This is a genomic window from Pseudomonas sp. IPO3749 (genome assembly GCF_013386605.1).
GTDB classification, from domain to species: Bacteria; Pseudomonadota; Gammaproteobacteria; order Pseudomonadales; family Pseudomonadaceae; genus Aquipseudomonas; species Aquipseudomonas azotoformans_A.
The window spans coordinates 89,546-116,404 of record NZ_JACARN010000012.1 but is presented as its reverse complement, the minus strand read 5'-3'; the positions used below and the strand labels follow the sequence as shown (position 1 = coordinate 116,404).

General features: G+C 60.5%; 25 protein-coding genes. 8 read left to right on the top strand and 17 right to left on the bottom strand.

Features of this window, described 5'->3' with window-relative positions; all coding sequences use genetic code 11:
- Positions 1–19: 19 nt before the first annotated feature.
- Positions 20–3,118, bottom strand: a complete 3,099-nt coding sequence (locus tag HX812_RS05205) for a multidrug efflux RND transporter permease subunit (RefSeq protein WP_038849918.1) — start codon at positions 3,116–3,118, stop codon at positions 20–22.
- Positions 3,115–4,284: an efflux RND transporter periplasmic adaptor subunit gene (locus HX812_RS05200; protein WP_038849919.1), complete on the bottom strand. Its 1,170-nt coding sequence runs from the start codon at positions 4,282–4,284 to the stop codon at positions 3,115–3,117. Before HX812_RS05200 ends, HX812_RS05205 begins: the two co-directional genes overlap by 4 nt.
- 214 nt (positions 4,285–4,498) lie before the next feature.
- On the opposite strand from HX812_RS05200, the gene HX812_RS05195 reads away from it, so the two are divergent.
- Positions 4,499–4,732 (top strand): hypothetical protein, encoded by a 234-nt coding sequence (locus HX812_RS05195; protein ID WP_038849921.1) that lies wholly within the window; start codon positions 4,499–4,501, stop codon positions 4,730–4,732.
- Positions 4,733–4,896: 164 nt separating this feature from the next.
- Positions 4,897–5,667, top strand: a complete 771-nt coding sequence (locus tag HX812_RS05190; RefSeq protein WP_038849924.1) for a transporter substrate-binding domain-containing protein — start codon at positions 4,897–4,899, stop codon at positions 5,665–5,667.
- A 51-nt stretch (positions 5,668–5,718) separates the two neighbouring features.
- On the opposite strand, the gene HX812_RS05185 is transcribed toward HX812_RS05190, so the two are convergent.
- From HX812_RS05185 to HX812_RS05160, 6 genes are all read right to left on the bottom strand, one after another.
- Positions 5,719–6,462 carry a YkgJ family cysteine cluster protein gene (locus HX812_RS05185; protein WP_038849926.1) on the bottom strand — a complete coding sequence of 248 codons (744 nt, stop codon included), beginning with the start codon at positions 6,460–6,462 and terminating at the stop codon, positions 5,719–5,721.
- Positions 6,463–6,569: 107 nt separating this feature from the next.
- Complete coding sequence (locus HX812_RS05180) at positions 6,570–7,052, bottom strand: N-acetyltransferase (RefSeq protein WP_038849927.1); 483 nt, start codon at positions 7,050–7,052, stop codon at positions 6,570–6,572.
- The gene (locus HX812_RS05175) at positions 7,049–7,951 is read right to left on the bottom strand and encodes a chemotaxis protein CheV (RefSeq protein WP_016974976.1); all 903 of its coding nucleotides are present in this window, start codon (positions 7,949–7,951) and stop codon (positions 7,049–7,051) included. Before HX812_RS05175 ends, HX812_RS05180 begins: the two co-directional genes overlap by 4 nt.
- 86 nt (positions 7,952–8,037) lie before the next feature.
- Entirely contained in the window at positions 8,038–9,012 is a 975-nt protein-coding gene (locus HX812_RS05170) for a D-glycerate dehydrogenase (RefSeq protein WP_038849928.1), read from the bottom strand.
- A 62-nt stretch (positions 9,013–9,074) separates the two neighbouring features.
- Complete coding sequence (locus HX812_RS05165; protein ID WP_016974978.1) at positions 9,075–10,043, bottom strand: LysR family transcriptional regulator; 969 nt, start codon at positions 10,041–10,043, stop codon at positions 9,075–9,077.
- A gap of 97 nt (positions 10,044–10,140) precedes the next feature.
- Positions 10,141–12,342, bottom strand: coding sequence for a hypothetical protein (locus HX812_RS05160; protein WP_038849930.1), 2,202 nt, complete (start codon positions 12,340–12,342; stop codon positions 10,141–10,143).
- A gap of 228 nt (positions 12,343–12,570) precedes the next feature.
- On the opposite strand from HX812_RS05160, the gene HX812_RS05155 reads away from it, so the two are divergent.
- From HX812_RS05155 to HX812_RS05140, 4 genes are read left to right on the top strand one after another with little or no spacing between them, the layout of a single operon-like run.
- Complete coding sequence (locus HX812_RS05155; RefSeq protein WP_038849932.1) at positions 12,571–14,082, top strand: efflux transporter outer membrane subunit; 1,512 nt, start codon at positions 12,571–12,573, stop codon at positions 14,080–14,082.
- Positions 14,083–14,092: 10 nt separating this feature from the next.
- Positions 14,093–16,270, top strand: coding sequence for an FUSC family protein (locus HX812_RS05150; RefSeq protein WP_038849935.1), 2,178 nt, complete (start codon positions 14,093–14,095; stop codon positions 16,268–16,270).
- On the top strand, positions 16,260–16,460 hold the full coding sequence (locus HX812_RS05145) for a DUF1656 domain-containing protein (RefSeq protein ID WP_012722318.1): 201 nt from the start codon (positions 16,260–16,262) through the stop codon (positions 16,458–16,460). The genes HX812_RS05150 and HX812_RS05145 overlap by 11 nt, the downstream gene beginning before the upstream one ends.
- A 10-nt stretch (positions 16,461–16,470) precedes the next feature.
- Positions 16,471–17,334: an HlyD family secretion protein gene (locus HX812_RS05140; RefSeq protein ID WP_038849936.1), complete on the top strand. Its 864-nt coding sequence runs from the start codon at positions 16,471–16,473 to the stop codon at positions 17,332–17,334.
- A 6-nt stretch (positions 17,335–17,340) separates the two neighbouring features.
- Here HX812_RS05140 and HX812_RS05135 read toward each other — a convergent pair whose 3' ends face one another.
- The 5 genes from HX812_RS05135 to HX812_RS05115 form a co-directional block, all read right to left on the bottom strand.
- On the bottom strand, positions 17,341–17,799 hold the full coding sequence (locus HX812_RS05135; protein WP_235165492.1) for a hypothetical protein: 459 nt from the start codon (positions 17,797–17,799) through the stop codon (positions 17,341–17,343).
- Complete coding sequence (locus HX812_RS05130; protein ID WP_050572488.1) at positions 17,789–18,715, bottom strand: hypothetical protein; 927 nt, start codon at positions 18,713–18,715, stop codon at positions 17,789–17,791. The genes HX812_RS05135 and HX812_RS05130 overlap by 11 nt, the downstream gene beginning before the upstream one ends.
- A 105-nt stretch (positions 18,716–18,820) precedes the next feature.
- Positions 18,821–19,222 (bottom strand): hypothetical protein, encoded by a 402-nt coding sequence (locus HX812_RS05125; protein WP_038849937.1) that lies wholly within the window; start codon positions 19,220–19,222, stop codon positions 18,821–18,823.
- On the bottom strand, positions 19,222–20,034 hold the full coding sequence (locus HX812_RS05120; RefSeq protein WP_038849939.1) for an SDR family oxidoreductase: 813 nt from the start codon (positions 20,032–20,034) through the stop codon (positions 19,222–19,224). Before HX812_RS05120 ends, HX812_RS05125 begins: the two co-directional genes overlap by 1 nt.
- A gap of 14 nt (positions 20,035–20,048) precedes the next feature.
- Entirely contained in the window at positions 20,049–20,513 is a 465-nt protein-coding gene (locus HX812_RS05115) for a hypothetical protein (protein WP_038849941.1), read from the bottom strand.
- Between the two features lie 180 nt (positions 20,514–20,693).
- On the opposite strand from HX812_RS05115, the gene HX812_RS05110 reads away from it, so the two are divergent.
- Positions 20,694–21,107, top strand: a complete 414-nt coding sequence (locus tag HX812_RS05110) for a hypothetical protein (protein ID WP_152514751.1) — start codon at positions 20,694–20,696, stop codon at positions 21,105–21,107.
- Positions 21,108–21,236: 129 nt separating this feature from the next.
- On the top strand, positions 21,237–21,695 hold the full coding sequence (locus tag HX812_RS05105; protein WP_152514752.1) for a hypothetical protein: 459 nt from the start codon (positions 21,237–21,239) through the stop codon (positions 21,693–21,695).
- Between the two features lie 93 nt (positions 21,696–21,788).
- On the opposite strand, the gene HX812_RS05100 is transcribed toward HX812_RS05105, so the two are convergent.
- The 4 genes from HX812_RS05100 to HX812_RS05085 all read right to left on the bottom strand — a co-directional run bounded on the left by HX812_RS05100 (position 21,789) and on the right by HX812_RS05085 (position 26,741).
- The gene (locus HX812_RS05100; RefSeq protein WP_038849944.1) at positions 21,789–23,240 is read right to left on the bottom strand and encodes a mannose-1-phosphate guanylyltransferase/mannose-6-phosphate isomerase; all 1,452 of its coding nucleotides are present in this window, start codon (positions 23,238–23,240) and stop codon (positions 21,789–21,791) included.
- A gap of 105 nt (positions 23,241–23,345) precedes the next feature.
- Positions 23,346–24,002 (bottom strand): alginate O-acetyltransferase AlgF, encoded by a 657-nt coding sequence (locus HX812_RS05095; protein ID WP_021491856.1) that lies wholly within the window; start codon positions 24,000–24,002, stop codon positions 23,346–23,348.
- 16 nt (positions 24,003–24,018) lie between these two features.
- Positions 24,019–25,188 (bottom strand): alginate O-acetyltransferase, encoded by a 1,170-nt coding sequence (locus HX812_RS05090; protein WP_038849947.1) that lies wholly within the window; start codon positions 25,186–25,188, stop codon positions 24,019–24,021.
- 11 nt (positions 25,189–25,199) lie between these two features.
- Positions 25,200–26,741 carry an MBOAT family protein gene (locus tag HX812_RS05085; protein WP_038849948.1) on the bottom strand — a complete coding sequence of 514 codons (1,542 nt, stop codon included), beginning with the start codon at positions 26,739–26,741 and terminating at the stop codon, positions 25,200–25,202.
- Positions 26,742–26,859: the final 118 nt, after the last annotated feature.

The following is a 26,859-nucleotide window of genomic DNA, read 5'->3' as shown; positions in this document are numbered from 1 at the left end:
CCAGGCCGGGGCCTCAGCCTCATTGTGTGGCCGCCAACGCAGGCGTTGGTTTGGGCTTGTGGAAAAACTTCTCAAGGTACAAGTATATGACCGGCGTGGTGAACAGCGTCAGCGCCTGGCTCACCAGCAGGCCGCCGACCACCGAAATGCCCAGCGGCTGGCGCAGTTCCGCACCGGCGCCATAGCCGAGCATCAGGGGCAGGGCGCCGAGCAATGCGGCCAATGAGGTCATGATGATCGGCCGGAACCGTGTGATGCAGGCTTCGAAGATCGCATCATGGGGCGACAACCCCCGGGTGCGCTGGGCGTCCAGGGCGAAGTCGATCAGCAGGATACCGTTCTTCTTGACGATACCGATCAACAGCACCAGGCCGATCAGCGCCATGATCGAGAAGTCCTGGCCCAACAGCCACAACATGATCAGTGCGCCCAGGCCGGCCGAAGGCAACGTCGAGATGATCGTCAGCGGGTGCACGAAGCTTTCATACAGCACCCCGAGGATGATGTAGACCGCCACCAGCGCCGCAAGGATCAACCAGGGTTGGCTGGCCAGCGAACTCTGGAACGCCTGCGCCGCCCCCTGGAAGTTGCCGATGATCGAGGCTGGCATGCCGATTTCGTTTTTCGCCTGGTTGAGCAGGATCACCGCATCGCCCAACGCCACACCGGGCGCCAGGTTGAACGACAGGTTGGCGGCCGGGAACATGCCGTCGTGGCTGATGGACAACGGGCCGACGGTGGGCGCATCGACACTGGCGACCGCCGACAACGGCACCATTTCATTGGTCAGCGGCGAACGCAGGTAGAAGTAATTCAGGCTTTCGGCCTTGCCGCGCTGCTGGGTGTCCAGTTCCAGCACCACCTGGTACTGGTTGATTTCGGTCTGGAACTCATTGACCTGGCGTTGGCCGAAGGCGTCGTACAACGCCTGGTCGACGTCGGTGGCGGTCAGGCCGAAACGTGCGGCGGCGCGGCGGTCGATGGTGATGTGGGTAATGCTACCGCCCAGTTGCAGGTCGTTGGACACATCGCGAAACGCTGGGACGGAACGCAGTTTTTCGGTCAGGCGTTGAGTCCAGGTATTGAGCGTCGCACCATCGTTACTCTTGAGTACATATTGGTACTGGCTGCGGCTGGGACCGGAGCTGAGGTTGATGTCCTGGCCGGCACGCAGGTACAGGACAACACCTGGCACTTTGGCCAGCTGAGGCCGGATACGGTCGATGAACTCGCTGGCAGATACGTCCCGGTCACCACGGTCTTTGAGGGAAATCCAGAAGCGTCCGTTGGCGATGGTCTGGTTGCTACCGGTCACGCCCACAGCGTGGGAGAACGCCTGGATCGCTGGGTCGGCCTTGAGTATTTCCGCAAGGGCCTTGTGCTTGTCGACCATGTCCGGGTACGACACGTCGGCGGCGGCTTCGCTGGTACCCAGGATAAAGCCGGTGTCCTGCAACGGGAAAAAGCCCTTCGGAATAAATACGTACCCGGCAACCGCCAGGCCCAGCGTCAGGCCGAAGATGCCGAGCATGGTGCGTTGGTGGGCCAGGGCCTTGCGCAGGCACTTTTCATAGCCCGCCAGCAGACGTTCGCCAAACCCCGGCTTGTCGTGGGGGCGATGGCTCGGCGCTTTCATGAACAGCGCCGCCAATGTTGGGGCAAGCGTCAGGGATACCACCACGGAGATCAGGATGGTCGCAGTGGCAGTCAAGGCAAACTCCTTGAACAGCCGCCCGACAACACCTCCCATGAACAGCAGGGGGATGAATGCCGCCACCAGCGATACACTGATAGAGACCACGGTAAAACCAATTTCACTGGAGCCCTTGATCGCCGCCTCGCGTTTATCCAGCCCGGCCTCAAGATGGCGATGGATGTTTTCCACCACCACAATCGCATCGTCCACCACGAACCCCACGGCGATGACGATGGCAACCAGCGTGAGGTTGTTCAGACTGAACCCCATTACGTACATCAAGGCACAACTGGCGATCAGCGACACTCCGAGTACGCTGGATACGATCAGGGTTGCCGACCACTGGCGCAGGAATATCGCCATTACCCCGATGACCAGGAATACAGCAATCAGCAGCGTCATTTCGACTTCATGCAGGGACGCGCGGATGGTTGTGGTGCGGTCAATCAATACGCTGAGCTCGACAGACGCTGGCAGCATCGCGGCCAGGCGAGGCAGTTCAGCCTGGATGCGTTCGACAGTCTCGACGATGTTCGCGCCCGGCTGGCGGGTGATCACCAGGTTGACGCCCGGAACATCCCCGGCCCACGCCTGTACATAGGCGTTTTCCGAGCCGTTGACCACCTTCGCAACATCACGCAGTTGCACCGGGGCGCCGTTCTTGTAGGAGATGATCAGGTCGCCATATTCTTCAGCGTCAAACAGCTGGTCATTGGTCGACAGGGTCGACACGCTGTTTTTTCCGTACAGCGCGCCTTTGGCCAGGTTCAGGCTCGACTGCTGGATCGCCAGGCGGATGTCGGCCAAGGTCAAGCCGATGGCCGCGAGCCTGTCCGGTGATGCCTGTACACGAACTGCCGGGCGTTGCTGGCCAGTGATGTTGATCTGGCCAACGCCGTCGATCTGGCTGATTTGCCGGGCGAGCAGGGTTTCCACCAGGTCGCTGAGCTGAGTGCCTGGCAGGTCATGGGAGTTGATGCTGATGACCAGTACGGGGCTATCGGCGGGATTGACCTTTCTCCAGGTCGGCAAACTTGGCATGTCGCTGGGCAGCTTGCCGGAGGCGGTGTTGATGGCTGCCTGGACTTCCTGCGCTGCGGTGTCGATGCTTTTGTCGAGGGTGAATTGCAGGGTCAGCACGCTGGTGCCAAGGGCGCTGCTGGAAGTCATCTGGGACATGCCGGGGATGGCGCTGAATTGCACCTCCAGTGGGGTGGCCACCGATGACGCCATGGTGTCGGGGCTAGCGCCGGGTAGCTGTGCCGATACCTGGATCGTCGGAAACTCCGCTTGCGGCAACGGGGCGATAGGCAGCTTGGGAAAGGCGATCAGCCCGAGCAGCACCAGGGCGAAGGTCAGCAACAGGGTGGCGACCGGACGGTCGATGCACCAGGCGGAAATCGAGCCCCGCGATGTTGTCATGGCTGCACCTTGGCGTCAGCGGTCTGGATCGCCTGGGGTGGCTCCTTGAGAATTTCGACCTTGGCGCCGGCCTTGAGCCGCGACTGGCCATCGCTGACCAGCACATCGCCGACCTGAACACCTTTGAGGATATTGCGGTCGCTGTCCTGATACACCACTTGCACCGGCACGATGTCGACCTTGTCGCCGTTGACGCGGTACACGAAGTGCGAGTCCAGGCCGCGTTGCACAACGCTGGGCGGCACTGCCAGGGCGTTGCGGTCGAGGGCGGTCTGGATCTTGATCGTCACCAGCTGGCCCGGCCAGAGTTTCTGCGTGCTGTTGCTGAATTCGGCCTTGGCGCGGATGGTGCCGGTGGTGCCGCTGATCTGGTTGTCGATCAGGCTCAAGCGGCCTTGGCCCAGCAGGTCGGAGTTTTCACTTTCGGTATCGGCACCGAGGTAGGCGTCCACGCGTGCGGGATAAGCGGCCGCGATCAGGCCCTGCAATGTCGGTAGCATTTGTTGCGGCAGGGAGAATTCGATGGCAATCGGGTCGATCTGGGTCACCGAGAACAGCCCCTGGGCATCGCTCATGCGCAGGAAGTTGCCTTCATCCACACTGCGGATGCCGACGCGGCCGGTGACCGGCGAGCGAATCTGCGTGTATGACAGCTGTACCTGGGCCGCGTCGATGGCGGCCTGATTTCCCTGTAGCGTTGCTTTCAGTTGGTTGACCAGTGCCTGTTGCTGGTCGTAGGTCTGCTTGGAAATGCCGTCATCAACGCTCAGTTCCTTGTAGCGCTTGAGGTTGACCACGGCCACTTGCAGTTGCGCCTGGCTCTCGCCCAATTGTGCCTTGGCCTGGTCGAGGCTGGCGCGGATCGAGCGGTCGTCGATGGTCGCCAATAGATCGCCAGCCTTGACCAATTGCCCTTCCTTGACCAGCAATCGTGTGAGGATGCCGTCGATTTGCGGGCGGATGACCACGCTGTGCAACGACAGCACCGAGCCGATGCCCGTAACGTAGCGTGGCAAATCCTGTTCCACCACTTTCATCACGCGGACCGGCACGGCGGTGGAGGCGACCAGCTTGGTCTTGGCAGGCCGGGTCAGCGCCCAGGCCGCCACGGCCAGCAGGATGAGGACTCCCACGATCACTGCAGTTTTTCTTCTAGGAATGTGCATGCGGTAAGGCGCCAGGACGAAGGGAAAGAGATGGGGTGAGTATTTATAGCCTGCGGACCCGGTCAGTAAAGTGACCGCTATCTGACAGCCGCGTCAGTAAAGGCCTGACCACTCGTACGACGCAGGTCAAAGATTTGCGTTGCGCAGGTATACTTCCTACATACGTGGCCCTTAATGTGTGCCCGCATCACTTCCTGCACGCCCCGGAGCTTTCATGACATCCCCGACACAATCCCCTGTTGAAGCGACCGATCTCGTCGATTCGGCCAGCGCCGATGGCGTTGAAAAAGCCGAGATCCCGGCGTTCAAGTTTCCTTTCAAACCGGGTGAGCTGGAGGGGAGCAAGAATAACGTCCAGCCCTGGTACAAGAACGGCGCCAAGAACGGTCATACCAAGACTCCAGGCATGGCACCGCCGGGCACTCGCCGCTCCATGGGTAAACGTTAAGAATAATTCGCTGCAATGTTTCACGGACGTTGCCTACGCTGATCGCCGAACTTTCTGCTTGTAGGCCTGCGATCCTTTCTTGAAAGCTTGCACAGTTTCTGCCCAGCCCTGATTTTTTACCCGGCTGGGCAGGAGGGAGCTCTTTCCGGAAAAGGACGTATCCTGTGGCCTTTGTACGCCTGTGTGTAGCGCTTGCCCTGTTACTTGCAGTGGATGCCGTCGCGGGCCTGGATCAACCGCGACGTGAAATCCGTTTCGCCGTCGCCGCTCTATTTCCGCCGTTCCAGAGCCGCAACCCGCAAGGGCAGTTGGTCGGCCTGAATATCGAATTGGGAAATGCCCTTTGCCAGCAGTTGAATGTGCGCTGTACCTGGGTCGACCAGGTGCTGGTGGAGAACTTCGCAGACCTTGAGGCCCGCCAATTCGACGCAATCATGGGGATCGCGCCAACCCCGAAGCGACGACGCTGGGTGAGTTTCACCGATATCCTCTACCCCTTCACGACACGGCTGGTGGCACGCCGAGACTCAGGGCTGATGCCGACCACAAAGTCCCTCAAAGGCAAGCGGGTCGGTGTGCTGCTGGGCAGTAATCGCGAAGCCTTCGTTCGGACTCTATGGGCCGGAAAAGGGGTGATCATCAAAAGCTTCTGGCTCAACGACGAATTGATCCGCAGTCTGGTGGCAGGCGATATCGATGCAACTTTGCAGGGCACCGTCGAAATGCGCAGCGCGTTGCTCGACACAGCAGCCGGCGAGGATTTCGACTTCATGGGCGCCGCCGTATCCGCCGAGATGTTGGGTGATGGCGTAGCGATTGCGCTGCGCAACACCGACACGGCCTTACGCACGGAGCTCAACCGCGCCCTCGAACAGCTCAAGCACAATGGCGAATACCAACGGATCCTTGCGCCTTATCGATTGGCCCCACAATGATGACTGTTGATTGCACGGAGCATGAGCCGGATCGGTGTTTGCGTTCTCGGTCTAAGCCGCGCGTAACGGGATAAACGCATAGTTGGCCGGCACCTCGGTGGCAATCTGCGCCCCGGCATCCAGCACTTGTTCGGCGATATCGAGCCCCGACACATGGAACACCCATTCATTGGCCACGCACGGCTGATTCACCGCCAACTCGATAGCCTGGGCGAAGGCGCCCATGTCTGGCAGATAGGCCGTAAATCCATCGCCCTTGAGCGCCGTGGTGCGAATGCCCAGCAAAGCGCACACCGCCTCTTTAGTCTGCACATCGTCGCGGTCGGCCTGGCGCGAGCGGCGGATCAGTTCAGCCAGTTCCTGGTCCATCAGCTCACCGCCGACGATCAGCGCCGGCCCCTGTTCCCAGGATTCTGGCGGGCAATCCTTGGCGGCGGGGTTCAACGGGATATGCGGATTGATTTCCATCGGGTAGATGCGGCACACCAATGGGCGGCGCTCATAGATGCGGCACCGGTTGTCGTCGTCAAGATTCCGGCAGCGTCCGGCGTTGTAGGCGGCAAAGGTGATTGCCACAAACGCCTCGGTATTGCCGCTGGGCACCACCACCGAACGGCGCTCGGCGTGTTCGCGTTGCTGCTGGGGCAGGCCCAGGCCATTGCATAGGAAACCTTCCACCAGAACGATGACGTTACCGCCGTCCGCCGCCCACATCCGGGCTTCTTCGAGGGTCAGGGGCACGTGGTGGTCGGAGCAGCATTTGCCGCAACCGACGCAGGAAAATTGAGTATTCATGGCGGATCTGTCACCAGGCTAGGTCAGAGGGCACGCAAGAACGGTGACGGGTTTTTACCTCTGTTCACCGATTCGCTCTCTGGAAGCAAGTTACACGCCAGTGCGTGTCAGTCCTGAGCGACTACGTCGCGTAGGACAAATTTCATCCCCGCGCTTTCATACAGCTGGCGAGCACGCCCATTGCTCTCCAGCACCTTGAGGTCTACATAGGGCTCACCGCGTTGCTTGAACACCTGGAAGCTGTGCAGTAACAGGGCACGCCCCAGCCCTTGGCCTTGGGCGCAAGGGTGAATGCAGAGGTTTTTGATAAAGGCACTGGTCCAGCATTGGGCCACGCCGAGAATGCCGTCGTCGTTGCTGACCACCAGGCACAGGGTGGGATCGAACTCGGCATCGGTGGTGAATTGGTGCTGCCAGGTTTCCAGGTTGGGCACGCGGCCGCCGCCCTGTTCCTGGGTCAGGCGCAACACGGCGTGAATCGCTGGCGCCAGGTCGTCGCGGTAGTGGTCCAGCTGCACCCCGGCGGGCCATTGCGGGGCGGGCAGGCTGCCAGTAAGGTCGCGGCGCAGCAGTTGGAAATAATCGCTCACAGGCCTTTTTGCGCCACCGTTTGAGCGGCTACCACCAGGCACTTGGTCAGCTCCGGCGAGGAGAATTTGGTGAGTACGGCGTCGGCGCCGGCCAACCGGGCTTTTTCGCTGTTCATCGCACTGTCCAGGGAGGTGTGCAGCAGTACGTAGAGGTGTTGGAAATCCGGGGTTTCGCGCAGGGTGCGGGTCAGGGCGTAGCCGTCCATTTCCGACATCTCGATGTCCGACACCACCACATTGATTTGCTCGACCGTGCCTTGCAGCTCCAGCAGCACATCGATGGCTTCCTTGGCACTGCGCGCGGTGTGGCAGGTGAGGCCGAGGTTACGCAGAGTGTGCACCGATTGCTGCAGGGCGACCTGACTGTCGTCCACCACCAGGATGCGCGCGTTGCCGAGCACTTCGGCTTCTTCCATGGTCAGGTCGGTCGGCGCCGCTTCGATCGGTGCCGGCGCGATGCCGTGGATGACTTTCTCGATATCCAGCACCTGCACCAGGCCGCCTTCCACCTGGGTGACCCCGGTGATGAACGCGCGGTTGCCGCCAGAACCATAGGGCGGTGGACGGATGTCGGTGGTCAGGCAATGCACGATCTTGCTCACCGCCTGCACGTGCAACCCTTGTTTGGAGCGGCTTACGTCGGTGACGATCAGGCAGCCGCCATCAGGGTCCGCCAGGGGCATTTCGCCGAGGGCGCGGCTCAGGTCGATCACCGCCAGCGAGTTACCGCGCAGGGTGGCGATGCCTTTGACGTGGGGGTGAGACTCCGGCAGCTTGGTCAGCGGCGGGCAGGGAATGATTTCGCTGACTTTCAGCAGGTTGATCGCCATCAGCTTGCCGCTGCGCAAGGTAAAGAGCAGAAGCGAAAGTGAGTCTGCGCGGGCTTTGGTGGTGGACATAAAAACCTTCTGTGGATCAGGGATGACGATCTATGGAAGGTTATCGACTTGAGAGGCCCATGCTTTAGGGGCATGGGCCCTTAAAGTCAGCCCTTCCACACCTGCGGGTTCACCAAGTCCTGCGGACGTTGGCCCAGCAGGGCGCTGCGCAGGTTGTCCAGGGCGCGGTTGGCCATGGCTTCACGGGTTTCGTGGGTGGCCGAGCCGATGTGCGGCAAGGTCACGGCATTGCTCAGTTGGAACAGCGGCGACTCGGCCAGCGGCTCCTGCTCATACACATCCAGCCCGGCGCCACGGATACGCTGGTTTTGCAGGGCTTCGATCAGCGCCGGCTCGTCGACGACCGGGCCACGGGAGATATTGATCAGGATCGCGCTGGACTTCATCAAGCCCAGCTCGCGGGTGCTGATCAGGTGACGGGTCTTGTCGCTCAACGGCACCACCAGGCAGACAAAATCCGCCTCGGCCAGCAACTGATCCAGGCTGCGAAACTGTGCGCCCAGTTCCTGCTCCAGTGCTGGCTTGCGGCTGTTGCCGCTGTACAGGATCGGCATGTTGAAACCCAGGCGCCCACGCCGCGCCACGGCCGCACCGATGTTACCCATGCCGACGATGCCCAGCGTTTTGCCATGCACGTCGCAACCGAACAACGGCGCGCCGACGCTGGCTTTCCACTGGCCGGCCTTGGTCCAGGCGTCCAGCTCGGCCACCCGGCGGGCGCTGCTCATGAGCAGGGCGAAGGCCAGGTCGGCGGTGCTTTCGGTGAGCACGTCGGGGGTGTTGGTGAGCATGATCCCGCGTTCGTTGAAGTACGCCACATCGTAGTTGTCGTAGCCTACCGACACGCTGGACACCACTTCCAGCTTGCTCGCGCCCTGCAACTGTTCGCGCCCCAGCTTGCGGCCCACGCCGATCAGGCCGTGGGCGTGGGGCAGGGCTTCATTGAATTGAGCGTTGAGGTCGCCCAGCTTGGGGTTGGGCGCGATCACCTCGAAATCCTGTTGCAGGCGTTCGATCATTTCCGGGGTGACGCGGCTGAAGGCGAGGACAGTCTTTTTCATTGCAGGCGGGCTCATCGACTACGGAAGAATGCCAAGCACGCTAACATTCCTGTTGCGGATTGTCAGTTCGCCATCCGCACGCCGCTGAGGCTGCCACTCAACTCATACGCCACCAGTTCCGCCTGGTGTGCCGCCAGGATCTCCGGCAGCGAGCCGCGCAGGTATTCCACCCAAGTCTTGATCTTTGCATCCAGGTATTGGCGCGACGGATAGATGGCGTACAGGTTCAGTTCCTGGGAACGGTAGTTGGGCATCACCCGCACCAGGGTGCCGTTGCGCAGGCCTTCGATGGCCGCGTAAACGGGCAACAGGCCGACGCCCATGCCGCTGGTGATCGCGGTTTTCATCGCATCGGCGGAGTTCACCAGGAACGGCGAGGTGTTGATCGCCACGCTTTCCTGGCCTTCAGGGCCGTTGAAGGTCCATTTATCCAACTGGATCACCGGGCTGACCAGACGCAGGCAGGCGTGGTTGAGCAAGTCCTGTGGGCGCTGCGCGCAACCTTTGGCCTTGACGTAATCCGGCGAGGCACACGCGATGCTGTAAGTAATGCCCAGGCGCTGGGAGACAAAACCCGAGTCCGGCAACTCGCTGGCCAGCACGATGGAGACGTCGTAGCCCTCATCGAGCAGGTCAGGCACACGGTTGGCCAGGGTCAGGTCGAAGGTCACGTCCGGGTGAGTACGGCGATAGCGCGCAATCGCATCGATGACAAAGTGCTGGCCGATACCGGTCATGGTGTGCACTTTCAACTGCCCGGCGGGGCGCGCGTGGGCGTCGCTGGCTTCGGCCTCGGCTTCCTCGACGTAGGCCAGGATCTGCTCGCAGCGCAGCAGATAACGTTTGCCGGCTTCGGTCAGCGCGATGCGGCGGGTGGTGCGGTTGAGCAAGCGGGTTTGCAGATGGGCCTCAAGGTTGGAGACCGCGCGCGACACATTGGCCGTGGTGGTATCCAGTTGCACGGCGGCGGCGGTGAAGCTGCCGGCTTCGGCCACGCAACTGAAGGCGCGCATGTTTTGCAAAGTGTCCATGGAGTGTTCTCAGGGGAGATGCCAAATTGTGACATGAAGTTGCGCGCAGGTGTGTATCCGCTGGGCGCTGCTCTCCCCGGACATCGCTGGCGGAAAATCAGGACAAGGTCCAGGCCTCACGGACTTTAGCCCCGTAGTGCGGCATATATTCCGTCAGTAATTGATTAAATGCCGCCTGCGCGTTGGCGCGATTTGCGCGGGTAGGGGCTTGAAGGGCGGTGTGGGCCTGTTGTATCAGGGTGTTTGCGGCTCGGGTGAGTGCCGGGCTGATGCGTTTGAGCGCGTCAATCTCTGCGGTCAGCATCGTAGCGTGAGCCTGCCCGCCAAGGGTATCGAGCAAGGTGTGAAAATCATCGGTGTGCTGTTCTACGTAATCGTCCCAGCCCGGCCGTTCATCAGGATTTTCCAGATAGCGGCGGGCGATTGGTAAGACGTGATCCAACGACTCGCAGCCCAGCTGTTCGTTGCGCAAGGTATGCCGAGCCCGCAACGACTGCGCCTCTATTCCACTGATCTGTGCAAACGGCCCGGGTAGCTCCAAGTCGCGGTTTTTGACTACTGTGCGCCGGGTATACAACATCACCGGTTGACCGTGCTTTATTTTGACCAGTACTTGGGTGGCAGACGGCCTGACGGTATCAAGCAGCGATTCGCTGATTGAACAGATCAGGGTTTCCCAGTCGAACGTCTGCTCGCCAATGATAGAGAGTACTTGGCGCAACATCTTTTTTACGATTTCCCGGGACTTTAAAGGCGCGATATCGATTGTCAGGTAATCACCGCTCAGGTGTGGATCGTCGAGCGTGCGATGGCTGACTTCAATCGATATGCCTTTGCCTGTTTCGGTCTGCGACGAAGCCGTTACTCCGGCAGAGAAACTTAGTGTTTTGGCACGAGCTGTGAGTTTGTGGACATTGAGTGCGTCGGGTCGCAGGTGTGCACGGTTGTGCTGAATCAGCGTACGTATTTCCTTACCCTGTTGCACATCGAGACGCGATTGTGTCTTCAGCAGCACATAGCGCTCCAACAATGATTGGGCTTGTTTGTTTCTTGAGTGCCGGGCGGTGCAGAACTTGAATGCTGGCACGGGTGTGCAGATCCGTTGGGTGAATTGTTTGCTGCTGGTGGCTATATGGTTTTTGATGTCGGTTAACAGTGTCACAGGGTCATCGTTGTAGTGTTTGTGCGAGGCCAGACGAAGTTTTGCAAGCTCAGGAGCTGTTTCGTAAAGGCCCAGGATATCCAGGGTTCTGTGTCGGTGAGTGTGTTGCAGGGTTGGCTTAAAGGTGGTGTTGACCTTTAGGGTGTCGAAGACATCCATTGTCACCTTGTTACTCGCAACTAGGGTGATACCTCTTTCGGTGATAAGCGGTTGGGAGGTATTTTCCACGCTAGGTAATTCAACATCGGTCAGGCCGGCGCTGGACAGGGCATCCCTGACATAAGGTTGGCTGAGCGCAGAGTAGGCGAGGTGTCTCTGCAGGCTGTGGCTGTCATGCAGTAAATGGGGCAGGTGTTTTACGGTGCGACGAATGCTCTCACTTAGAGAGGTGCGCACAGAATGGCTGCGGGCATCGGCATACTGTTCCAGGTTTGCGTACTCGCGAAGCGACACATAGCCAATACCGAGTTGACTGCGGGTCTTGAATTGCTCATCGATCGACGACTTCAACTGGGCCTTCAGGCTGATGGCACGCGTGCTTTTGACGCGCTGGTCGGCAGTGATTTCCAGACGAGAGTCGACTGTCAGTTGGGGCCCGGTACTGTTCTGCAGTGTTGGGTCCAACGCGTAGTTGTAGCCGATTTGACGGTGGTTGCTGCGTTCGCCGCCGTTGCGAACATAAGCAAGTGCCGGCAATAACTGTTGTGTCAGGCGCTGATGTCTGGCATCGCTGACGGCTGCTCGAAACTGCCATTTGAGGGCACGACACAGGGTGTAGTCGGCTTCGATGTTCGGCGTTTCGTCCGTGCGATGTCGGCGAAGCAGGTGTTCGGCTTTTTTGAACAACGCGTAGTAGTCCGATAGCTCCTCGACTGACACCTCCAGGCTTGGCTCGCTGGTCGATAGTTTTTGGTACAGCGCCTCAATCGCCGCTTGATCACGATGAAAGCTTGCAAGGGGCGTCAGCTTTTCCAGCACAAGGTCGGCGATCCAGCGCGCATCACGTTGCAGGGGGCAACTACCGGGGGGACGGCGCCCAGGCGAACGATGTAGCTGTATGCTCAGCGCGTCAGCGGTTTCTTGTGAGGACGAAGGTCTCGACGCTACGACGGGTTGTGTGCTGACGGCTAAAAACATTCAGGCACTCCAGAAGGGGGGAATGCTCGCTACTCTGCTGGCGGGTGATCAAACTCGCTGTAGGGGAATGCGCCTGGGGCGGGATGAATATACCCATTCTTCGAGTCGGCCCGGATTATCGCCTGAACGGTAACAAAGATTCACAGGAATACCCGCTTATCGTCCTTCATGCCGCCCCCTAGAATTGCGCCACCTACCCCGCACCACCACCTCAGGAAGTCGCTTGCCGTGCCGCGTCGCATCAACAGAGAGCTTAAGACTCTCAGTGTCTGGGCTCTATCGTTAGCAATCAGCGGCTGCATCGGAACCGGAGGAATCGCCCCACAAGGCCAGTCTCTCGACGCCAACCACCTGGCCACCGACGAAGCCATCCAGAGCGCCGCCCAGGACGCCCGCTGGCCCACCGGGCAATGGTGGCAAGCCTACGGCGACCCGCAACTTAATCGCTGGGTCGAGCTGGCCACGCAACACAGCCCGAGCCTGGCCATGGCCGCCGCGCGAGTGCGTGAAGCGCGGGCCATGGCCGGGGTTGCCGAGTCGGCCGAGTCGCTGCAGATCAACAGCGACACCACCCTCAAGCGCCACAACTGGCCGAAGGATCAGTTCTATGGTCCCGGCGAGCTGAGCGGTGCCAACACCTGGGACAACAATGCGTCCCTGGGCCTGAGTTACGCCCTCGACTTGTGGGGCCGCGAAAGCAATGCCACCGAGCGTGCGGTCGACCTGGCGCACATGAGCGTTGCCGAAGCGCGCCAGGCCCAGCTCGAATTGCAGAACAACGTGGTGCGCGCCTATATCCAGTTGTCGTTGCATTACGCCAACCGCGATATCGTCGCGGCGACCCTGGCGCAACAGCAGCAGATCCTCGACCTGGCCAACAAGCGCTTGAATGCCGGGATCGGCACCCACTTCGACGTCAGCCAGGCCGAAACCCCGTTGCCGGAAACCCATCGCCAACTGGACGCGCTCGACGAAGAGATCGCCCTGAGCCGTAACCAGCTGGCGGCCCTGGCGGGCAAAGGCCCGGGGGAAGGCGCGCAGTTGCAACGCCCGAGCCTGTCCCTGGCCGCACCGTTGAAATTACCGTCGAGCCTGCCCGCGCAATTGCTTGGCCAACGCCCGGACGTGGTTGCCCGCCGCTGGCAAGTTGCGGCCCAGGCCCGTGGCATCGATGTGGCCCACGCCGGTTTCTACCCCAACGTCGACCTGGTCGGCAGCCTCGGCTACATGGCCACCGGTGGCGGTATGCTGGAATTCCTGGCGGGCAAGAAATTCAACTACAACGTGGGACCTGCGATCACCTTGCCGATCTTCGACGGTGGCCGCCTGCGTGCGGAACTGGGCGAAGCCAGCGCCGGTTATGACATCGCCGTCGCCCAGTACAACCAGACCCTGGTCAATGCGCTCAAGGGCATCAGCGACCAGTTGATTCGCCGCGAATCGATGGACAAGCAAGCCGCCTTCGCCGCGCAGTCGGTGGCCTCGGCGCAGAAGACCTACGACATCGCGATGATCGCCTATCAACGTGGCCTCACCGATTACCTGAATGTGCTGAATGCGCAGACCTTGCTGTTTCATCAGCAACAGATCGAGCAACAGGTGCAGGCCGCTCGCCTGAGCGCCCACGCCGAACTGGTGACGGCCCTGGGCGGCGGCCTCGGCGCTGGCAACGATGTGCCGCAAGACGCCAAGACCCTTCCGAGCAAGACCCCAGCGGCGCTGGCCGTATTTGATCACTGAGTAGGATGCGATGACTCCCTTGCCTGCACCGCTGCGCTGGCTGCATGCCCTTGAGTGGCGCCGTGGCTTTTTCGACTGGGCACGCAGCGACGGCGTGACCTGGGTGTATATCTTCAAGGTACTGGTCGCCGCGTTCCTGACGTTGTGGCTGGCCATGCGCCTGGAACTGCCGCAACCGCGCACAGCGATGATCACCGTGTTTATCGTCATGCAACCGCAAAGCGGCCAGGTGTTCGCCAAGAGCTTTTATCGCTTTCTTGGCACCTTGGCGGGGTCGGCGGTGATGGTGTTGTTGATTGCCTTGTTTGCGCAGAACACCGAGTTGTTCCTCGGCGCCTTGGCGATCTGGGTGGGCATCTGCACCGCCGGTGCCACGCGCAACCGCAACTTTCGCGCCTATGGTTTTGTGCTGGCCGGTTATACGGCGGCGATGGTCGGGCTGCCGGCCCTGGCGCATCCGGACGGCGCCTTCATGGCGGCGGTGTGGCGGGTGCTGGAAATCTCCCTGGGGATTCTGTGTTCCACCCTGGTGAGTGCCGCGATCCTGCCGCAAACCAGCAGTGCCGCCATGCGCAACGCCTTGTACCAGCGCTTCGGCGTGTTTGCGCTGTTCGTCACCGACGGCCTGCGTGGGCGCAGCCAGCGTGAGGGTTTCGAGGCCAGCAACGTGCGTTTTATCGCCGAAGCCGTGGGCCTGGAAGGGCTGCGCAGCATCACGGTGTTTGAAGACCCGCACATGCGTCGGCGCAACGGCCGGCTCAGTCGCCTCAACAGCGAGTTCATGAGCATCACCACACGCTTCAATGCCTTGCATCAGTTGCTGGAGCGCTTGCGCACGGATGAGGCGGACCATGTGGTCGCGGCCATCAAACCCGGCCTGCAGGATCTTGCCGAACTGCTCGATGGCTTCTCCGGCCGTGCGCTCACCAGCCCGGACGCGGCACGCTTGGTCAACCAACTGAGCGCCTACAAGGACGGCCTGCCCGCCAAGGTCCGCAGCCTGCGTGCGGCTTTCCAGGAAGAGAATCCCAGTGAAGCCGAACAGCTGGATTTCCACACCGCCTACGAGCTGCTTTATCGCTTCGTAGATGATTTGCACAACTACGCGCAAACCCACGCGTCCCTGGCTGACCACAGCCATGAGCGCGAGCAGTGGGACGAAACCTTCATACCCAAGACCAACTGGCTGGCCTGCGCCGCCTCGGGGATTCGCGCGTCATTCATCCTCATCGTCTTGGGCAGCTATTGGGTGGCCACCGCCTGGCCTAGCGGCGCGACCATGACCCTGATCGCTGCCGCCACGGTGGGCTTGTCCGCCGCCACGCCGAACCCGAAACGCATGGCGTTCCAGATGGCGTGCGGAACCTTGATCGGGGCCCTGGTGGGCTTTGTCGAAATGTTCTTCGTGTTCCCCTGGATCGACGGTTTCCCACTGCTGTGCGTGATGCTTGCCCCGGTGATCATCTTTGGCGCGTTCCTCGCTTCGCGCCCGCAATACGCGGGTGTCGGCGTGGGGCTGCTGATCTTCTTCAGCACCGGCTCGGTGCCGGACAACCTGACGATCTACAACCCCTACACCTTCATCAACGACTACATCGCCATGGTCATCGGCATGCTGGTGTGCGCGGCGGCGGGGGCGATCATCCTGCCGCCCAACAGCCGCTGGCTGTGGCGCCGGTTGGAGCAGGACCTGCGCGAGCAAGTGGTATACGCGATCAGCGGCAAGCTCAAGGGCCTGGCGTCGAGTTTCGAAAGCCGCACTCGCGATTTGCTGCACCAGGCCTACGGTCTTGCCGTCGGCCAGCCGCAAGTACAGCGCGACCTGCTGCGCTGGATGTTCGTGGTGCTGGAAGTCGGCCACGCGATCATCGAGTTGCGCAAGGAACAGGCGATTCTGCCGGTGCATCCGGCGTACGCCGAATCCCAGCCGTGGCGCCAGGCGATCCGCGTGATGGGCCGCTCGCTGGTGCGGCTGTTCCTGCAACCGAGCGCGAGCAACCTGGAGCGTGGCCTGATCGCGGTCGACCATGCGATCAGCCGCGTGCAGGCCACCGACGAACCCTTCGCCCCGCACTTCGACACCTCGGCCCTGCGCCGGGTGAAAAGCTACCTGCACTTTATCCGCACCTCGCTGCTGGACCCGCAATCGCCGCTGGCCGCTCTAAAAGGATCCTCGCATGCCCCGTGAAATCGCGTTCCACGGCGTGTACATGCCGACCATGACCCTGATGTTCCTGATCGCAGCCGTATTGGCCTGGGCGCTTGATCGCTTCCTGGCCGGCTTCGACCTGTACCGTTTTTTCTGGCACCCGGCGTTGCTGCGCCTGAGCCTGTTCGTTTGCCTGTTCGGCGCCCTGGCGCTGACCGTCTACCGTTGAGAATGCCCCGATGAAAAAGTTTTTCAGCCTGCTCGCGACCTTGCTGGTATTGGCCTTGGCCATCTGGATTGGCCGCACGCTGTGGGTGCACTACATGCAAACCCCGTGGACCCGTGACGGCCGTGTGCGTGCCGATATCATCAACGTCGCCGCCGACGTCACCGGTGAGGTGGTCGACGTACCGGTGCGTGACAACCAGTTGGTGAAAAAGGGTGACCTGCTGATGCAGATCGACCCCGAGCACTACCGCATTGCGGTCAAGCAGGCGCAATCGCTGGTGGCGTCGCGCAAAGCCACGTGGGAAATGCGCAAGGTCAATGCTCACCGTCGGGCTGACCTCGATGCGTTGGTGATCTCCAAGGAAAACCGCGACGACGCCAGCAACATCGCCGACTCGGCGCTGGCCGATTACCAACACGCACTGGCGCAACTGGAAGCGGCCGAACTCAATTTGAAACGCACCCGAGTGGTGGCGGCCGTCGATGGTTACGTCACCAACCTCAATGTGCATCGCGGCGACTACGCCCGCATCGGCGAAGCCAAGATGGCCGTGGTGGATATGAACTCGTTCTGGGTTTATGGCTTCTTCGAAGAAACCAAGCTGCCCCACGTCAAGGTCGGTGATAAAGCCGATATGCAACTGATGAGTGGCGAGACCTTGAAGGGGCATGTGGAAAGCATCTCGCGAGGCATCTACGACCGCGACAACCCCGAAAGCCGCGAACTGATTGCCGATGTGAACCCGACCTTCAACTGGGTGCGCCTGGCCCAGCGGGTGCCGGTACGGATTCATATCGACGAAGTGCCGGAAGGGGTGTTGTTGGCGGCGGGGATTACTTGCACGGTGATCGTGCGGGAGTTATCAGCAGATTGAGGTCGGTTATTGCCAGAGCATTTTGGTTCTGACTTTGCGACGGCGTTTGACCCTCAACATACTGACGTATCGGCGGTGGTTTCTTGTGTTGAGCATCAGCAGGCAAACCAGAGATTGAAACAACGGAAATACTGCAAACAGAGTAATGGGATGATTCCCTAAGTAGCCAGTCGACAGTAACGCGTTCAATGTTGCGACGCCCACCAGTAGAGGAGGCCCTGAACGTAAGCCCGCCGCGACCAGCGCTAACCCGATGCACATTGCCAATATCAATGAAAAGCACGCCGCTATCGCATATTCGCTGGGCAGGTAGTTGATTCGGGCGTAGTAGGACAGGCTATGTGACAGGTTGCCTGAACTGCTGGCCAAGATCATGGCCACCGCAGTCCCTGCCGTGAAAGCAAAACGCCTGGTGTAACTGCTCAATGTTCCCGGTGCTGGCATCGGGCCGTTTTTAGTGCTCATGGCTGTCGAACTCCTCATAGAGTGCGATGACGAGGTGGTTGATGTTTCCTGATAGAACGCTGCCGGCTACAGCAAAAGCGCCAGCCAACTGATCGGCAATTTGAATGAGAATGTCCTGACGTATCTGGGCATTGCTGAAACGTTTGGGAAGTTTTCCGGCCAGCTGCTTTAAACGGATCATTTCGCGGGGGTGACGAGGGTTTTGCAGGCGCAGCACTTCGTTTGTCAGCTTTGCGCGTTCCTGGCGGCTCATTCGCCTCAAAATGTCAGTCAGATCGCGGCCCGTTGTGCTTTTGACCATCATGACTGTCTTTATCGTGACAAATGTCGTGCTACCTGCGCCCACCAATGAGATGCCGTCCAGGGCCAAGGTCATTGTCTGATACCAGCTCAGGCTGTCGTAATAATCGTTTTCTGCCGGGTTAGTGAGTTCTTTGTAGGTTCGCCATAAGCCATTGGCACATTGCACACCACTGGTAGCGGCGGCTGTGTAGGCAATATAAGAGACGGTCAGGCTGGAACCTGCACTGAGTGGAGCCGTCGCGATGCCTGCCTTTGCCACCACGATTCCAATCGCAGCCCCTGCGCAGGATAGAGCCATCCCCGACGCCTCCCGCCACAGCTGAGACTCACGCGGCGACCCCGCCGCCAACTGCGCATACTCCTCCCCAGTCATCACAGGCCCCGACACCTCCCGCAAAATCACACGTTTGGGCCTGATGCTGCACAACGGCACAAATTCACGCAGCACCGTCACTTGGTAGTCACTGCCGATATGCACCACGCCGGCGCCGACGATGCCCGGGTCGGCGTCGATTGTTCGATAGAGTTTGGGGAGGTCCAGCAGGCTGTTCAGCCGCTGGCGAGTGGTGGTGTGCGCTTGCGGCACACCGCTTTGCAGAAAATCCCTAGGCATCCTTTCACCTGTGAGCAGACAGAGGTGAAAGAGCCTGGGGATTGATTCCTTTAAGTGATGTCAGGCTGTTCGCTGTTTTTTGTAGGACATGGCCTGATAGCTATGTCATTGCGCGATAAACGTTTCATGCAGATGCCGCCACAGCAACGCACCACTGGCCTGCTTCTCGAACACCACCGTGGCACGGCGGTCCGTCTGTGTACCGCTGGCATCCACCTGATGTTCGCGATAGGTCACCGTGGCGCCACGCGCATGGCGATCAATGCCGGCCATTTCGCTCAAGGTTATTTTCAACCCCGGGCGCATGCCGCCCAACCGTGTAAACAGGGCATTGACCCCGGCCGCGTTGACCCGAGCGCCAGTGGCCGGGGCGACCATGCTGAATTCCGGGGAGAAACGGGCGAGCAGGTTTTGCAAGGTGCCCTCGGGTGCAACCCCGGCAAACCATTGCTCGATCTCGACGTGCGTCTGGATCACTTCTTCAAAAAAGTCGCTGTAGTCGATCATCACAAACTCCGTTCCAATCCAAAGCGTTTCTTCAAAACGCGCTCCAATAAACCTTTGGGCAGTAACGCGGCCATCAACGGTAACGCTCGGCTGCCATTTCCGGCGCGCAGCAAACGCGGTGGCGCGAGGTGCTGTACGCCTTTGAGCACTTGCGCGGCAAACCGGTGGGCTGGGGTAGGGTTGTCTTGCGAGGCCTGGGAGCGGGCGCGGATGCCGTCGCGCAGCGGCCACCAGGGGGACTGTTCGTTGATCAGCAATTCAGCCTGGGCCCCGGCGTTTTTGGCGAAGCTCGTATCAATGGCCCCTGGCTGCACCTCCATCACCTGCACGCCAAACGGTGCCAGTTCCATGCGCAGCGCATCGCTCAAGGCGTGCACGGCCGCTTTCGATGCGCAGTAGGCGCCCGCAAACGGCGTTACCAGCACACCGGAAACACTGCCAATATTCACTACCAATCCCTTGCTGCGGCGCAGGGCCGGGAACAACGCCTGGGTCACGCCGACGATGGAGAACACGTTGGTTTCGAATTGACGTTGCATTGCTTCGGTGCCGCCGTCGAGCAACGGACCCATGGCGCCATAACCGGCGTTGTTGACCAGTACATCCAATTCGCCCAATTGCTCGGCCAGGCGTTGCAGGGCAGCGCTGTCGTTGACATCCAGTTCAACGGCGTTGAAGCCCGCGGCGGCGAGGGCGGCGACATCCTCCGGGCGGCGGGCGCTGGCCCAGACGGTGTAGCCGGTTGCTTTGAAGGCATCCGCCAAGGCACGGCCAATGCCGCTGGAACAACCGGTGATGAGTACGTTGGGCATGGATCGATCCTTAATCAGTCCGAGAAACTGCCTTGCAGGTGCTCGGCACGAAATTCCAGGGTTTGCGCGCGGTAGCCGGGGCGCAAGGGCGGAGTGGGCAGGCAGTCTTCCCAGGTGGCGCCGGCTTGCAACTCACCGGGGCCGCGATAGCGTGGGGCAGCATAGACGTTGTCCGCGAGGTTCACCGTATCGCCCGGCGCATACGCGGCGACGCGCCAGCGTAGTTCGGTAAGCGGCACGTCGTTGCCGTTGTTCAAGGTCAACTTGAGCGGGCGGTCGGCGGGGCATTCGTCGACGGCGTAGATGATGCGCAGCTCCAGGCGGGCCAGTTGGGAGGCTTCGCGGTTGTCCAGCCAGACCACCCAGATCGCCACGAACCCCAGGCCGACGGCGGCAGCCAACGACACCGGCAAGGCTTTGGCTGGGTAGCGCAGCAGCAGGACCAGCCAGGTGATGATCAGTAGGACGCCGAAGAACATGATGACAACCTCATATGCGGATAAAACATCCTACCTGCGGGTTGGGCCCGACGCCTATCGCAGTATCAGTTTTCGTTTGTGAGGGAACCTGACAACCGATCTGTTCCACAAAACCAGCATAGGGAAATTCCAGATTATCCAGGACGATGTTAACCACAGTCTGATCAAGCGAGACTCACTATGATTGCTTCAGCCATTCTTGTACCGGCCGTCACCACTGCCCTTGCTTCGGTAGTGACCTCTCTTATTACAGCCCAGCGAGCGCCCACGGCGGACGCTGCCGGAGCGTCCAAGCCAGTGTATAAAGAGCCGGGCTCACTCCCGTCTGGTCGTATGCAGAACCAGAAGCTTACAAGCTTGGGGCAAACCCTGCTGCAAGCACCTTCAACGGAACTACGCAACAGCGGCATGAACGTCAAGCACGCCAAAGGGTTCGGTATTGCAGTGGGCGGCATGGCAGCCCAAGAGGCGGGACAAAAGATGGCCAACAACGGTGGTACGTTGTCCAAAGTCTTGGGCGCCGCGATGATCGTGGGGGGTAAGGTTGCCCAGGAGGTCGGTGCCGACAAATTCGCCGGCGCTGCAAGAGCGTAACGGCCTATACAGCACGTAGGGCTTTATCCGAGGAACTGGTCTGGAACATTTTTACACTTAGTTTGAGCACGGACATGCATGGTAGCCCATGAAGGAAACCAACCGTAGTCTTACGAAGTGAGATGTTCTATGACCGTATCAAACACGCTTGCAGCTGTACTCACTCCTTTTGTCCCCCCTGTACCCGTGCCCGCATCCGCTGCGCCGGGAGCAATTCCTCAAACGCCGAAGGAAGAAGTCGGCACGCATTTACCGCGTATGCAAAATATGGGGCTGACGAACCTTCGCCAAACGGTTATGCGAGGCATCAGCAACCACGTCAATTCGCACTTTTCAACGGCGATGCATGTTAGTGATGAGACAAAGGGGGCAGCGATAACGGTGGCAGGCGCGGCAATGCAGGGGCTTGGAGCGAAAGTTGCGAACAGTGGTGGCGCAGCGGCGAAGGTTGTCGGCGGGGCGATGGTCTGGGGGGGCAGGGCGGTTGAGGAGTATGGCAAGGATAAATATGGCAGCGCGAATGACAGCACTAACAATACAGGGAATTACAACGCCTATGACCCCAATAACTGGGGCGGTCGCGCATAGGCTTAGACGGCCTGTGAACTAAAAAAGCCCCCGCCCAACCGGCTGCGGATAGGGGACGCAGTCGGCTGGACGGGGGCTTCTTGTACGACTCTTTTACTGCGCGATAGTTTTCACCGACACGCCACGTTCAACCGGCGTCGAGCGACCGTAGATATCTTCAAAGCGCTCGATATCGTCTTCGCCCAGGTAGCTGCCCGATTGCACTTCGATGATCTCCAACGGGATCTTGCCCGGGTTGCGCAGGCGGTGCACCGAGGCGATCGGGATGTAGGTGGACTGGTTCTCGGTGAGCAGGAACACGTTCTCGTCACAGGTCACTTCGGCGGTGCCGCTGACCACGATCCAGTGTTCGGCGCGGTGGTGGTGCATCTGCAGTGACAGGCATGCGCCCGGCTTGACCGAGATGTGCTTGACCTGGAAACGCCCGCCCATGTCCACCGAGTCGTAGGAGCCCCACGGACGATAGACTTCGCAGTGGTTCTGGGTTTCGCTGCGGCCCTGGTCGTTGAGGGTCGAGACCATCTGCTTGACGCCCTGGACCTTGTCCTTGTGGGCAATCATCATCGCGTCCTTGGTTTCCACCACCACGATATTGTCCAGGCCGATCACCGACACCAGTTTGCCGTTGCCGTGGATCATGCAGTTGCGGCTGTCCTGGATCACCACGTCGCCTTTGCTCACGTTGCCGTGCACGTCTTTGTCGTTGACGGCCCACAACGACGCCCAGCAACCCACGTCACTCCAACCGGCACTCAGCGGCACCACGCAGGCGCGCTGGGTTTTTTCCATCACGGCGTAGTCGATGGAATTGTCCGGGCAGCAGGCAAAGGTGGCTTCGTCGAAGGACACGGTGTCTGCATCCTGTTCGCTGCGCTCCAGCGTCAGCAGGCAGGTGTCGTAGATGTCCGGATCGTGCTTTTTCAGTTCTTCGAGGAAGCGGCTGGCGCGGAACAGGAACATGCCGCTGTTCCAGAAGTAACCGCCGCTTTTGACGAACTCGATGGCGCGTTTTTCATTGGGTTTTTCCACGAACTGCTCGACGCGGCTCACGCCTTCGGGCAGCAGCGAATCGTTGGTGGACTTGATGTAGCCATAACCGGTTTCCGGACGGGTGGCCGGTACGCCGAACAGCACCATCTCGCCACGCTCGGCGGCCACGGTGGCCAGTGCCAGCGCGCGTTGCAGGGCTTTCTGGTCGTCGATCACGTGGTCGGCGGGCAGCACCAGCATCAGCTCGTCGCGGCCTTCATTGACCAGCATCATCGCGGTGAGGGCCACGGCCGGCGCGGTGTTGCGGCCGAACGGTTCCATCAGGATGCGCTGGCTTTCCAGCTTACGCGCGGCCAACTGCTCGTTGACGATAAAGCGGTGGTCCTTGTTGCAGACCACGATCGGGGTGTCCATGCCTTCGAACACCAGGCGTTCCAGGGTTTGCTGGAACAGCGTGTGCTCGCCGGTCAGGGCCAGAAATTGTTTAGGGAACTGTTTACGGGAAAGCGGCCAAAGACGTGAGCCGCTACCACCGGAAAGGATTACTGGAATCATGGGTGTTTCTCCTTGAATCGATTTGGGTCAGAGCTACGAAGGTTTGTCGTTTCACTCTTGTTTTTGTCTCGGTCCGGGTTGGTCTTAACCAACCCGGAAAATGGTTTAGCGGGTCGACACGGGGCGTTTCACCCAGACTGGCGACAGGCTCGACCCAGAACCGGTGACGTACAGCACCGCTGCCTCACCACGCTCCAGGGCCACCGGCTTCACATCGCCAACTTTCTTGTCACCGTCATACAACGCCAGGCTCACCTTCACCGGGTTGATTTCACGCTCGCCACGCCCTTTGGCCGCAACGGCCTTGACCACATCGGTCTTGCCGTCAGCCGTCTTCAAGGTCAGGGCCTTGTCGCTGAGGTTCTGCACGCGCACCAGGGACTTCTGCTTGTTCTTGAACGGTGGCTCTTCGATCAGTTGTGGCTGGCCGCTGCCGCTGTTGACCAGGGTGTAGTAGTGGTCGGCTGCGAGTTTGACCGGTACGGTCTGGCTGCCGACCTTGGCGCTGTAGTCACCGCCGGGCATAAAGCTGAAGTCGCTGCTGGCCAGTGGTGCAACGTCGCTCAGGTTGGTGGCGCCGACGGTGGCGCTGACTTCCTGGTTGCTGGCGTTGTAGATCCGCACGAAGCTCGAGCCTTTTGGCGCGGTAGGGCCGTACAGGGCCGCGTCGCCACCGGCGAAGGCGGACATCGAAACGAAGCTCAGGCCGGCCGCGATAGCCAGGGTTTTAGCGAGACGACGAGGAGTTGTAGTGAAAGTCATGTGAGTTACCTCTCTTTCAGTTTTGCGCCCGGTCGGGCGTCTCGGATTTAGTGTTGATAGCCATGTTCTGTTGGCGCGAACCGGCTTGTTTAAGCTGCGCAACCCACGCGGGGTCGGCATCACCGATTTCGTTGTTCACGGGCAGATAACGTTCAGGAAACTCCCAGATCAGCACCTGGGGTGGGCTGTTCTTGAAGTCATCGCTTTTCAGGTAGCTGAGCATCGGCAGGATCGGGCCATGGCCGTCTTCGGCGTAGCTGACCACGTCGCTGCCCAAGGCTTGCTTGAGGGCGCCGACGAAGTTCCAGTTGGGGTTGGCGCTGTAGCTGGTGCCGACCAGGGCCACTGGGGTTTCGCTGTCGCTGAACAGGGCGTCGTCACCTTTGGTTTCGGCCAGGTGCGTCACGCGTTTTTCCAGCGGCTCTTTCGGCGGCATCAGGTTTTCAAACAGCGGGTCCAGCGGCAGGAACAGACGCAGGTCGCCTTTGTGCGGCGCGGTGTGCTCGGCCTCGGTGACAAAGCGCTGCGGCTCGCCGCTCAGTGGCGTCTTGTCGGCGATGGTCTTGGCCAATTGCTTGGCCGCGATTTCGGCACCGTCCGGGGTCCAGTGGGTGTCGGTGCGCAGGAACACCTGCTTACCGCCGAGCTTGGCCTGTTGCAGCGGGCCGAGCAGGTCCGGGGCGATGATCTTGTCGGCCGCGACACGGGCGTGGAAGTCGTCGTAGAGGTTGGCGTGGATGCTCGCCGGTTTCACTTCACCCAGGTGTTCCGGGTAGAGGCGCACCTTGGCCGGCACGATCGCCATCACCAGTTGAATACCCTGGGCCTTGAGCTTCTGGCGCACGCCTTCGACCAGCGCGTAGTTGCCTTGCAGGTTCTGGTCTTCGTTGACGGCGGGGTTGAACTCCTCGTCGCTGTACAACCAGTGATCGCGGCCCAGCACCACGCCAGGGCGGCCTTCGTTGAACAGCTTGTAGTCCAGCGCCGCCCACAGGTTGGTGCCGATGCGCTTGATCGGGAACTCGTCGTCGTAGTGGGTCTCGACGGCTTTGGTCCAGCGACCGTTGAGCACGGTGGCGTCGGCATTGGTGCTGAAACCGAAGAAACTGCGCAGCGACCATGCGCCCAGGGCCAGCAGCAGCACCAGGAACAGGCCGATATAGAGGACGCGTAATGAACGGGTCATGGTCGGCTCCCTCAGAATTGGAAGTAAAGGAACGGCGAGAAACTCTGCGCCGACAGTTTGAGAATCGACGCCACGAACAGCAGCAGCACCGCAGCGCGCATGGCGTAGCGTGGCCAGTCAGCGGTCCAGTAGGCCGGTTGCACGGCGGCATCCTGGCCCACGGTGAAGCCGGGTTCGTGGATGCTGCCTGGGTTGTCGCCCGGTACGGCCTTGATCAGGCTCGGGTCGGCTGGCTGGGCTTTCTCGGTCTTCTCGGCAGGACGGTTGGTGTAGAAGTCGCGCAGGCCGAAGAACGCCAGGGTTGCGTACGCCACCACCAGGGTGGCCACTTGCAGGCCGGTGAGGTTGGCGCGGTTGAGTTCCGACAGCGACCACTCGCCAAAGCTGAACATCGCACCGTACATACGGCCGGCGACGTGCAGGTTCTCGGCGCGGAAGATCACCCAGCCCATCACCACCAGCAGGAAGGTGAAGGCCCAACGCACCGGGTTGAAGCTGCGCGGCGAAGTGTTGAGGCCGATGGCTTTTTCAATCGCCAACCACATGCCGTGCCACGCACCCCAGACGATGTAGGTGATGTTCGCACCGTGCCACAGGCCACCTAGCAGCATGGTCAGGAACAGGTTGCGGTAGGTGGTCAGCGTGCCTTTGCGGTTGCCGCCCAGGGTGATGTACAGGTAGTCACGCAGCCAGGTGGACAGGCTGATGTGCCAGCGCCGCCAGAACTCGGTGATCGACTGGCTGATGTACGGCTGCTTGAAGTTCTCCATGAAGCGGAAGCCCATCATCAAGCCCAGGCCGATGGCCATGTCGCTGTAGCCGGAGAAGTCGAAATACAGCTGCGCGGTGTAGGCCAGCGCGCCGAGCCAGGCGTCGCCCGTGGTCGGGTTTTGCAGGGCAAAGCAATGGTCGGCCACCACTGCCAGGGTGTCGGCAATGAACACCTTCTTGATGAAACCCTGCATGAACCGCGTGCAGCCCTCGGAGAACTTGTCGAGGGTGTGGGTGCGGTTGTTGAACTGGTCGGCCAGGTCGCGAAAGCGCAACACCGGGCCGGCAATCAAGTGCGGGAAGATCGCCACGAACGCCGCAAAGTCGATCAGGTTGCGGGTCGCCGGGGTATCACCACGGTACACGTCGATGATGTAGCTGATGGACTCGAAGATGTAGAACGAGATCCCGATCGGCAGCAGCACGTGGGTCAGGATGAACGGCTCCAGGCCGGCCGACTTCATCATGACGTTGATGCTGTCGACGCCGAAGTTGGCGTACTTGAAGTAGCCGAGAATGCACAGGTCAACCACCACGCCCAATAGCAGCCAGCGTTGGGCCGGCTTGGTGCGCACGCCGGCCGCACCGACCTTGAGGCCGATCCAGTAGTTCCACAGTGTCACGGCGGCGAACAGTGCCAGGAAGTCCACTCGCCACCAGGCGTAGAACACGTAGCTGGCCAACAGCAGCAGCAAGTTGCGATAGCGTTGCCCGCTCAAGTAGTACAAGCCGAGAAAGATCGGCAAGAACAGAAACAGGAACACATTGGACGAGAAAACCATCCCGATCTCTCCATGTTTAACCAACAGTCAAGGGCTACAGCCCCCCCAAACCCCCCATGGTTTCCATGGACGGCAATGCAGCTTTTTGTGGTGAGCGGGGCAAGCCCGCTCACTACAG

Excerpts from the sequence above, each read along its gene's own strand:
- HX812_RS05205 (WP_038849918.1), bottom strand. The coding sequence starts at position 3,118 with ATGACAACATCGCGGGGCTCGATTTCCGCCTGGTGCATCGACCGTCCG.
- HX812_RS05200 (WP_038849919.1), bottom strand. The coding sequence starts at position 4,284 with ATGCACATTCCTAGAAGAAAAACTGCAGTGATCGTGGGAGTCCTCATC.
- HX812_RS05195 (WP_038849921.1), top strand. The coding sequence starts at position 4,499 with ATGACATCCCCGACACAATCCCCTGTTGAAGCGACCGATCTCGTCGAT.
- HX812_RS05185 (WP_038849926.1), bottom strand. The coding sequence starts at position 6,462 with ATGAATACTCAATTTTCCTGCGTCGGTTGCGGCAAATGCTGCTCCGAC.
- HX812_RS05175 (WP_016974976.1), bottom strand. The coding sequence starts at position 7,951 with ATGTCCACCACCAAAGCCCGCGCAGACTCACTTTCGCTTCTGCTCTTT.
- HX812_RS05170 (WP_038849928.1), bottom strand. The coding sequence starts at position 9,012 with ATGAAAAAGACTGTCCTCGCCTTCAGCCGCGTCACCCCGGAAATGATC.
- HX812_RS05165 (WP_016974978.1), bottom strand. The coding sequence starts at position 10,043 with ATGGACACTTTGCAAAACATGCGCGCCTTCAGTTGCGTGGCCGAAGCC.
- HX812_RS05160 (WP_038849930.1), bottom strand. The coding sequence starts at position 12,342 with ATGTTTTTAGCCGTCAGCACACAACCCGTCGTAGCGTCGAGACCTTCG.
- HX812_RS05150 (WP_038849935.1), top strand. The coding sequence starts at position 14,093 with ATGACTCCCTTGCCTGCACCGCTGCGCTGGCTGCATGCCCTTGAGTGG.
- HX812_RS05145 (WP_012722318.1), top strand. The coding sequence starts at position 16,260 with ATGCCCCGTGAAATCGCGTTCCACGGCGTGTACATGCCGACCATGACC.
- HX812_RS05140 (WP_038849936.1), top strand. The coding sequence starts at position 16,471 with ATGAAAAAGTTTTTCAGCCTGCTCGCGACCTTGCTGGTATTGGCCTTG.
- HX812_RS05135 (WP_235165492.1), bottom strand. The coding sequence starts at position 17,799 with ATGAGCACTAAAAACGGCCCGATGCCAGCACCGGGAACATTGAGCAGT.
- HX812_RS05130 (WP_050572488.1), bottom strand. The coding sequence starts at position 18,715 with ATGCCTAGGGATTTTCTGCAAAGCGGTGTGCCGCAAGCGCACACCACC.
- HX812_RS05125 (WP_038849937.1), bottom strand. The coding sequence starts at position 19,222 with ATGATCGACTACAGCGACTTTTTTGAAGAAGTGATCCAGACGCACGTC.
- HX812_RS05120 (WP_038849939.1), bottom strand. The coding sequence starts at position 20,034 with ATGCCCAACGTACTCATCACCGGTTGTTCCAGCGGCATTGGCCGTGCC.
- HX812_RS05115 (WP_038849941.1), bottom strand. The coding sequence starts at position 20,513 with ATGTTCTTCGGCGTCCTACTGATCATCACCTGGCTGGTCCTGCTGCTG.
- HX812_RS05110 (WP_152514751.1), top strand. The coding sequence starts at position 20,694 with ATGATTGCTTCAGCCATTCTTGTACCGGCCGTCACCACTGCCCTTGCT.
- HX812_RS05105 (WP_152514752.1), top strand. The coding sequence starts at position 21,237 with ATGACCGTATCAAACACGCTTGCAGCTGTACTCACTCCTTTTGTCCCC.
- HX812_RS05100 (WP_038849944.1), bottom strand. The coding sequence starts at position 23,240 with ATGATTCCAGTAATCCTTTCCGGTGGTAGCGGCTCACGTCTTTGGCCG.
- HX812_RS05095 (WP_021491856.1), bottom strand. The coding sequence starts at position 24,002 with ATGACTTTCACTACAACTCCTCGTCGTCTCGCTAAAACCCTGGCTATC.
- HX812_RS05090 (WP_038849947.1), bottom strand. The coding sequence starts at position 25,188 with ATGACCCGTTCATTACGCGTCCTCTATATCGGCCTGTTCCTGGTGCTG.
- HX812_RS05085 (WP_038849948.1), bottom strand. The coding sequence starts at position 26,741 with ATGGTTTTCTCGTCCAATGTGTTCCTGTTTCTGTTCTTGCCGATCTTT.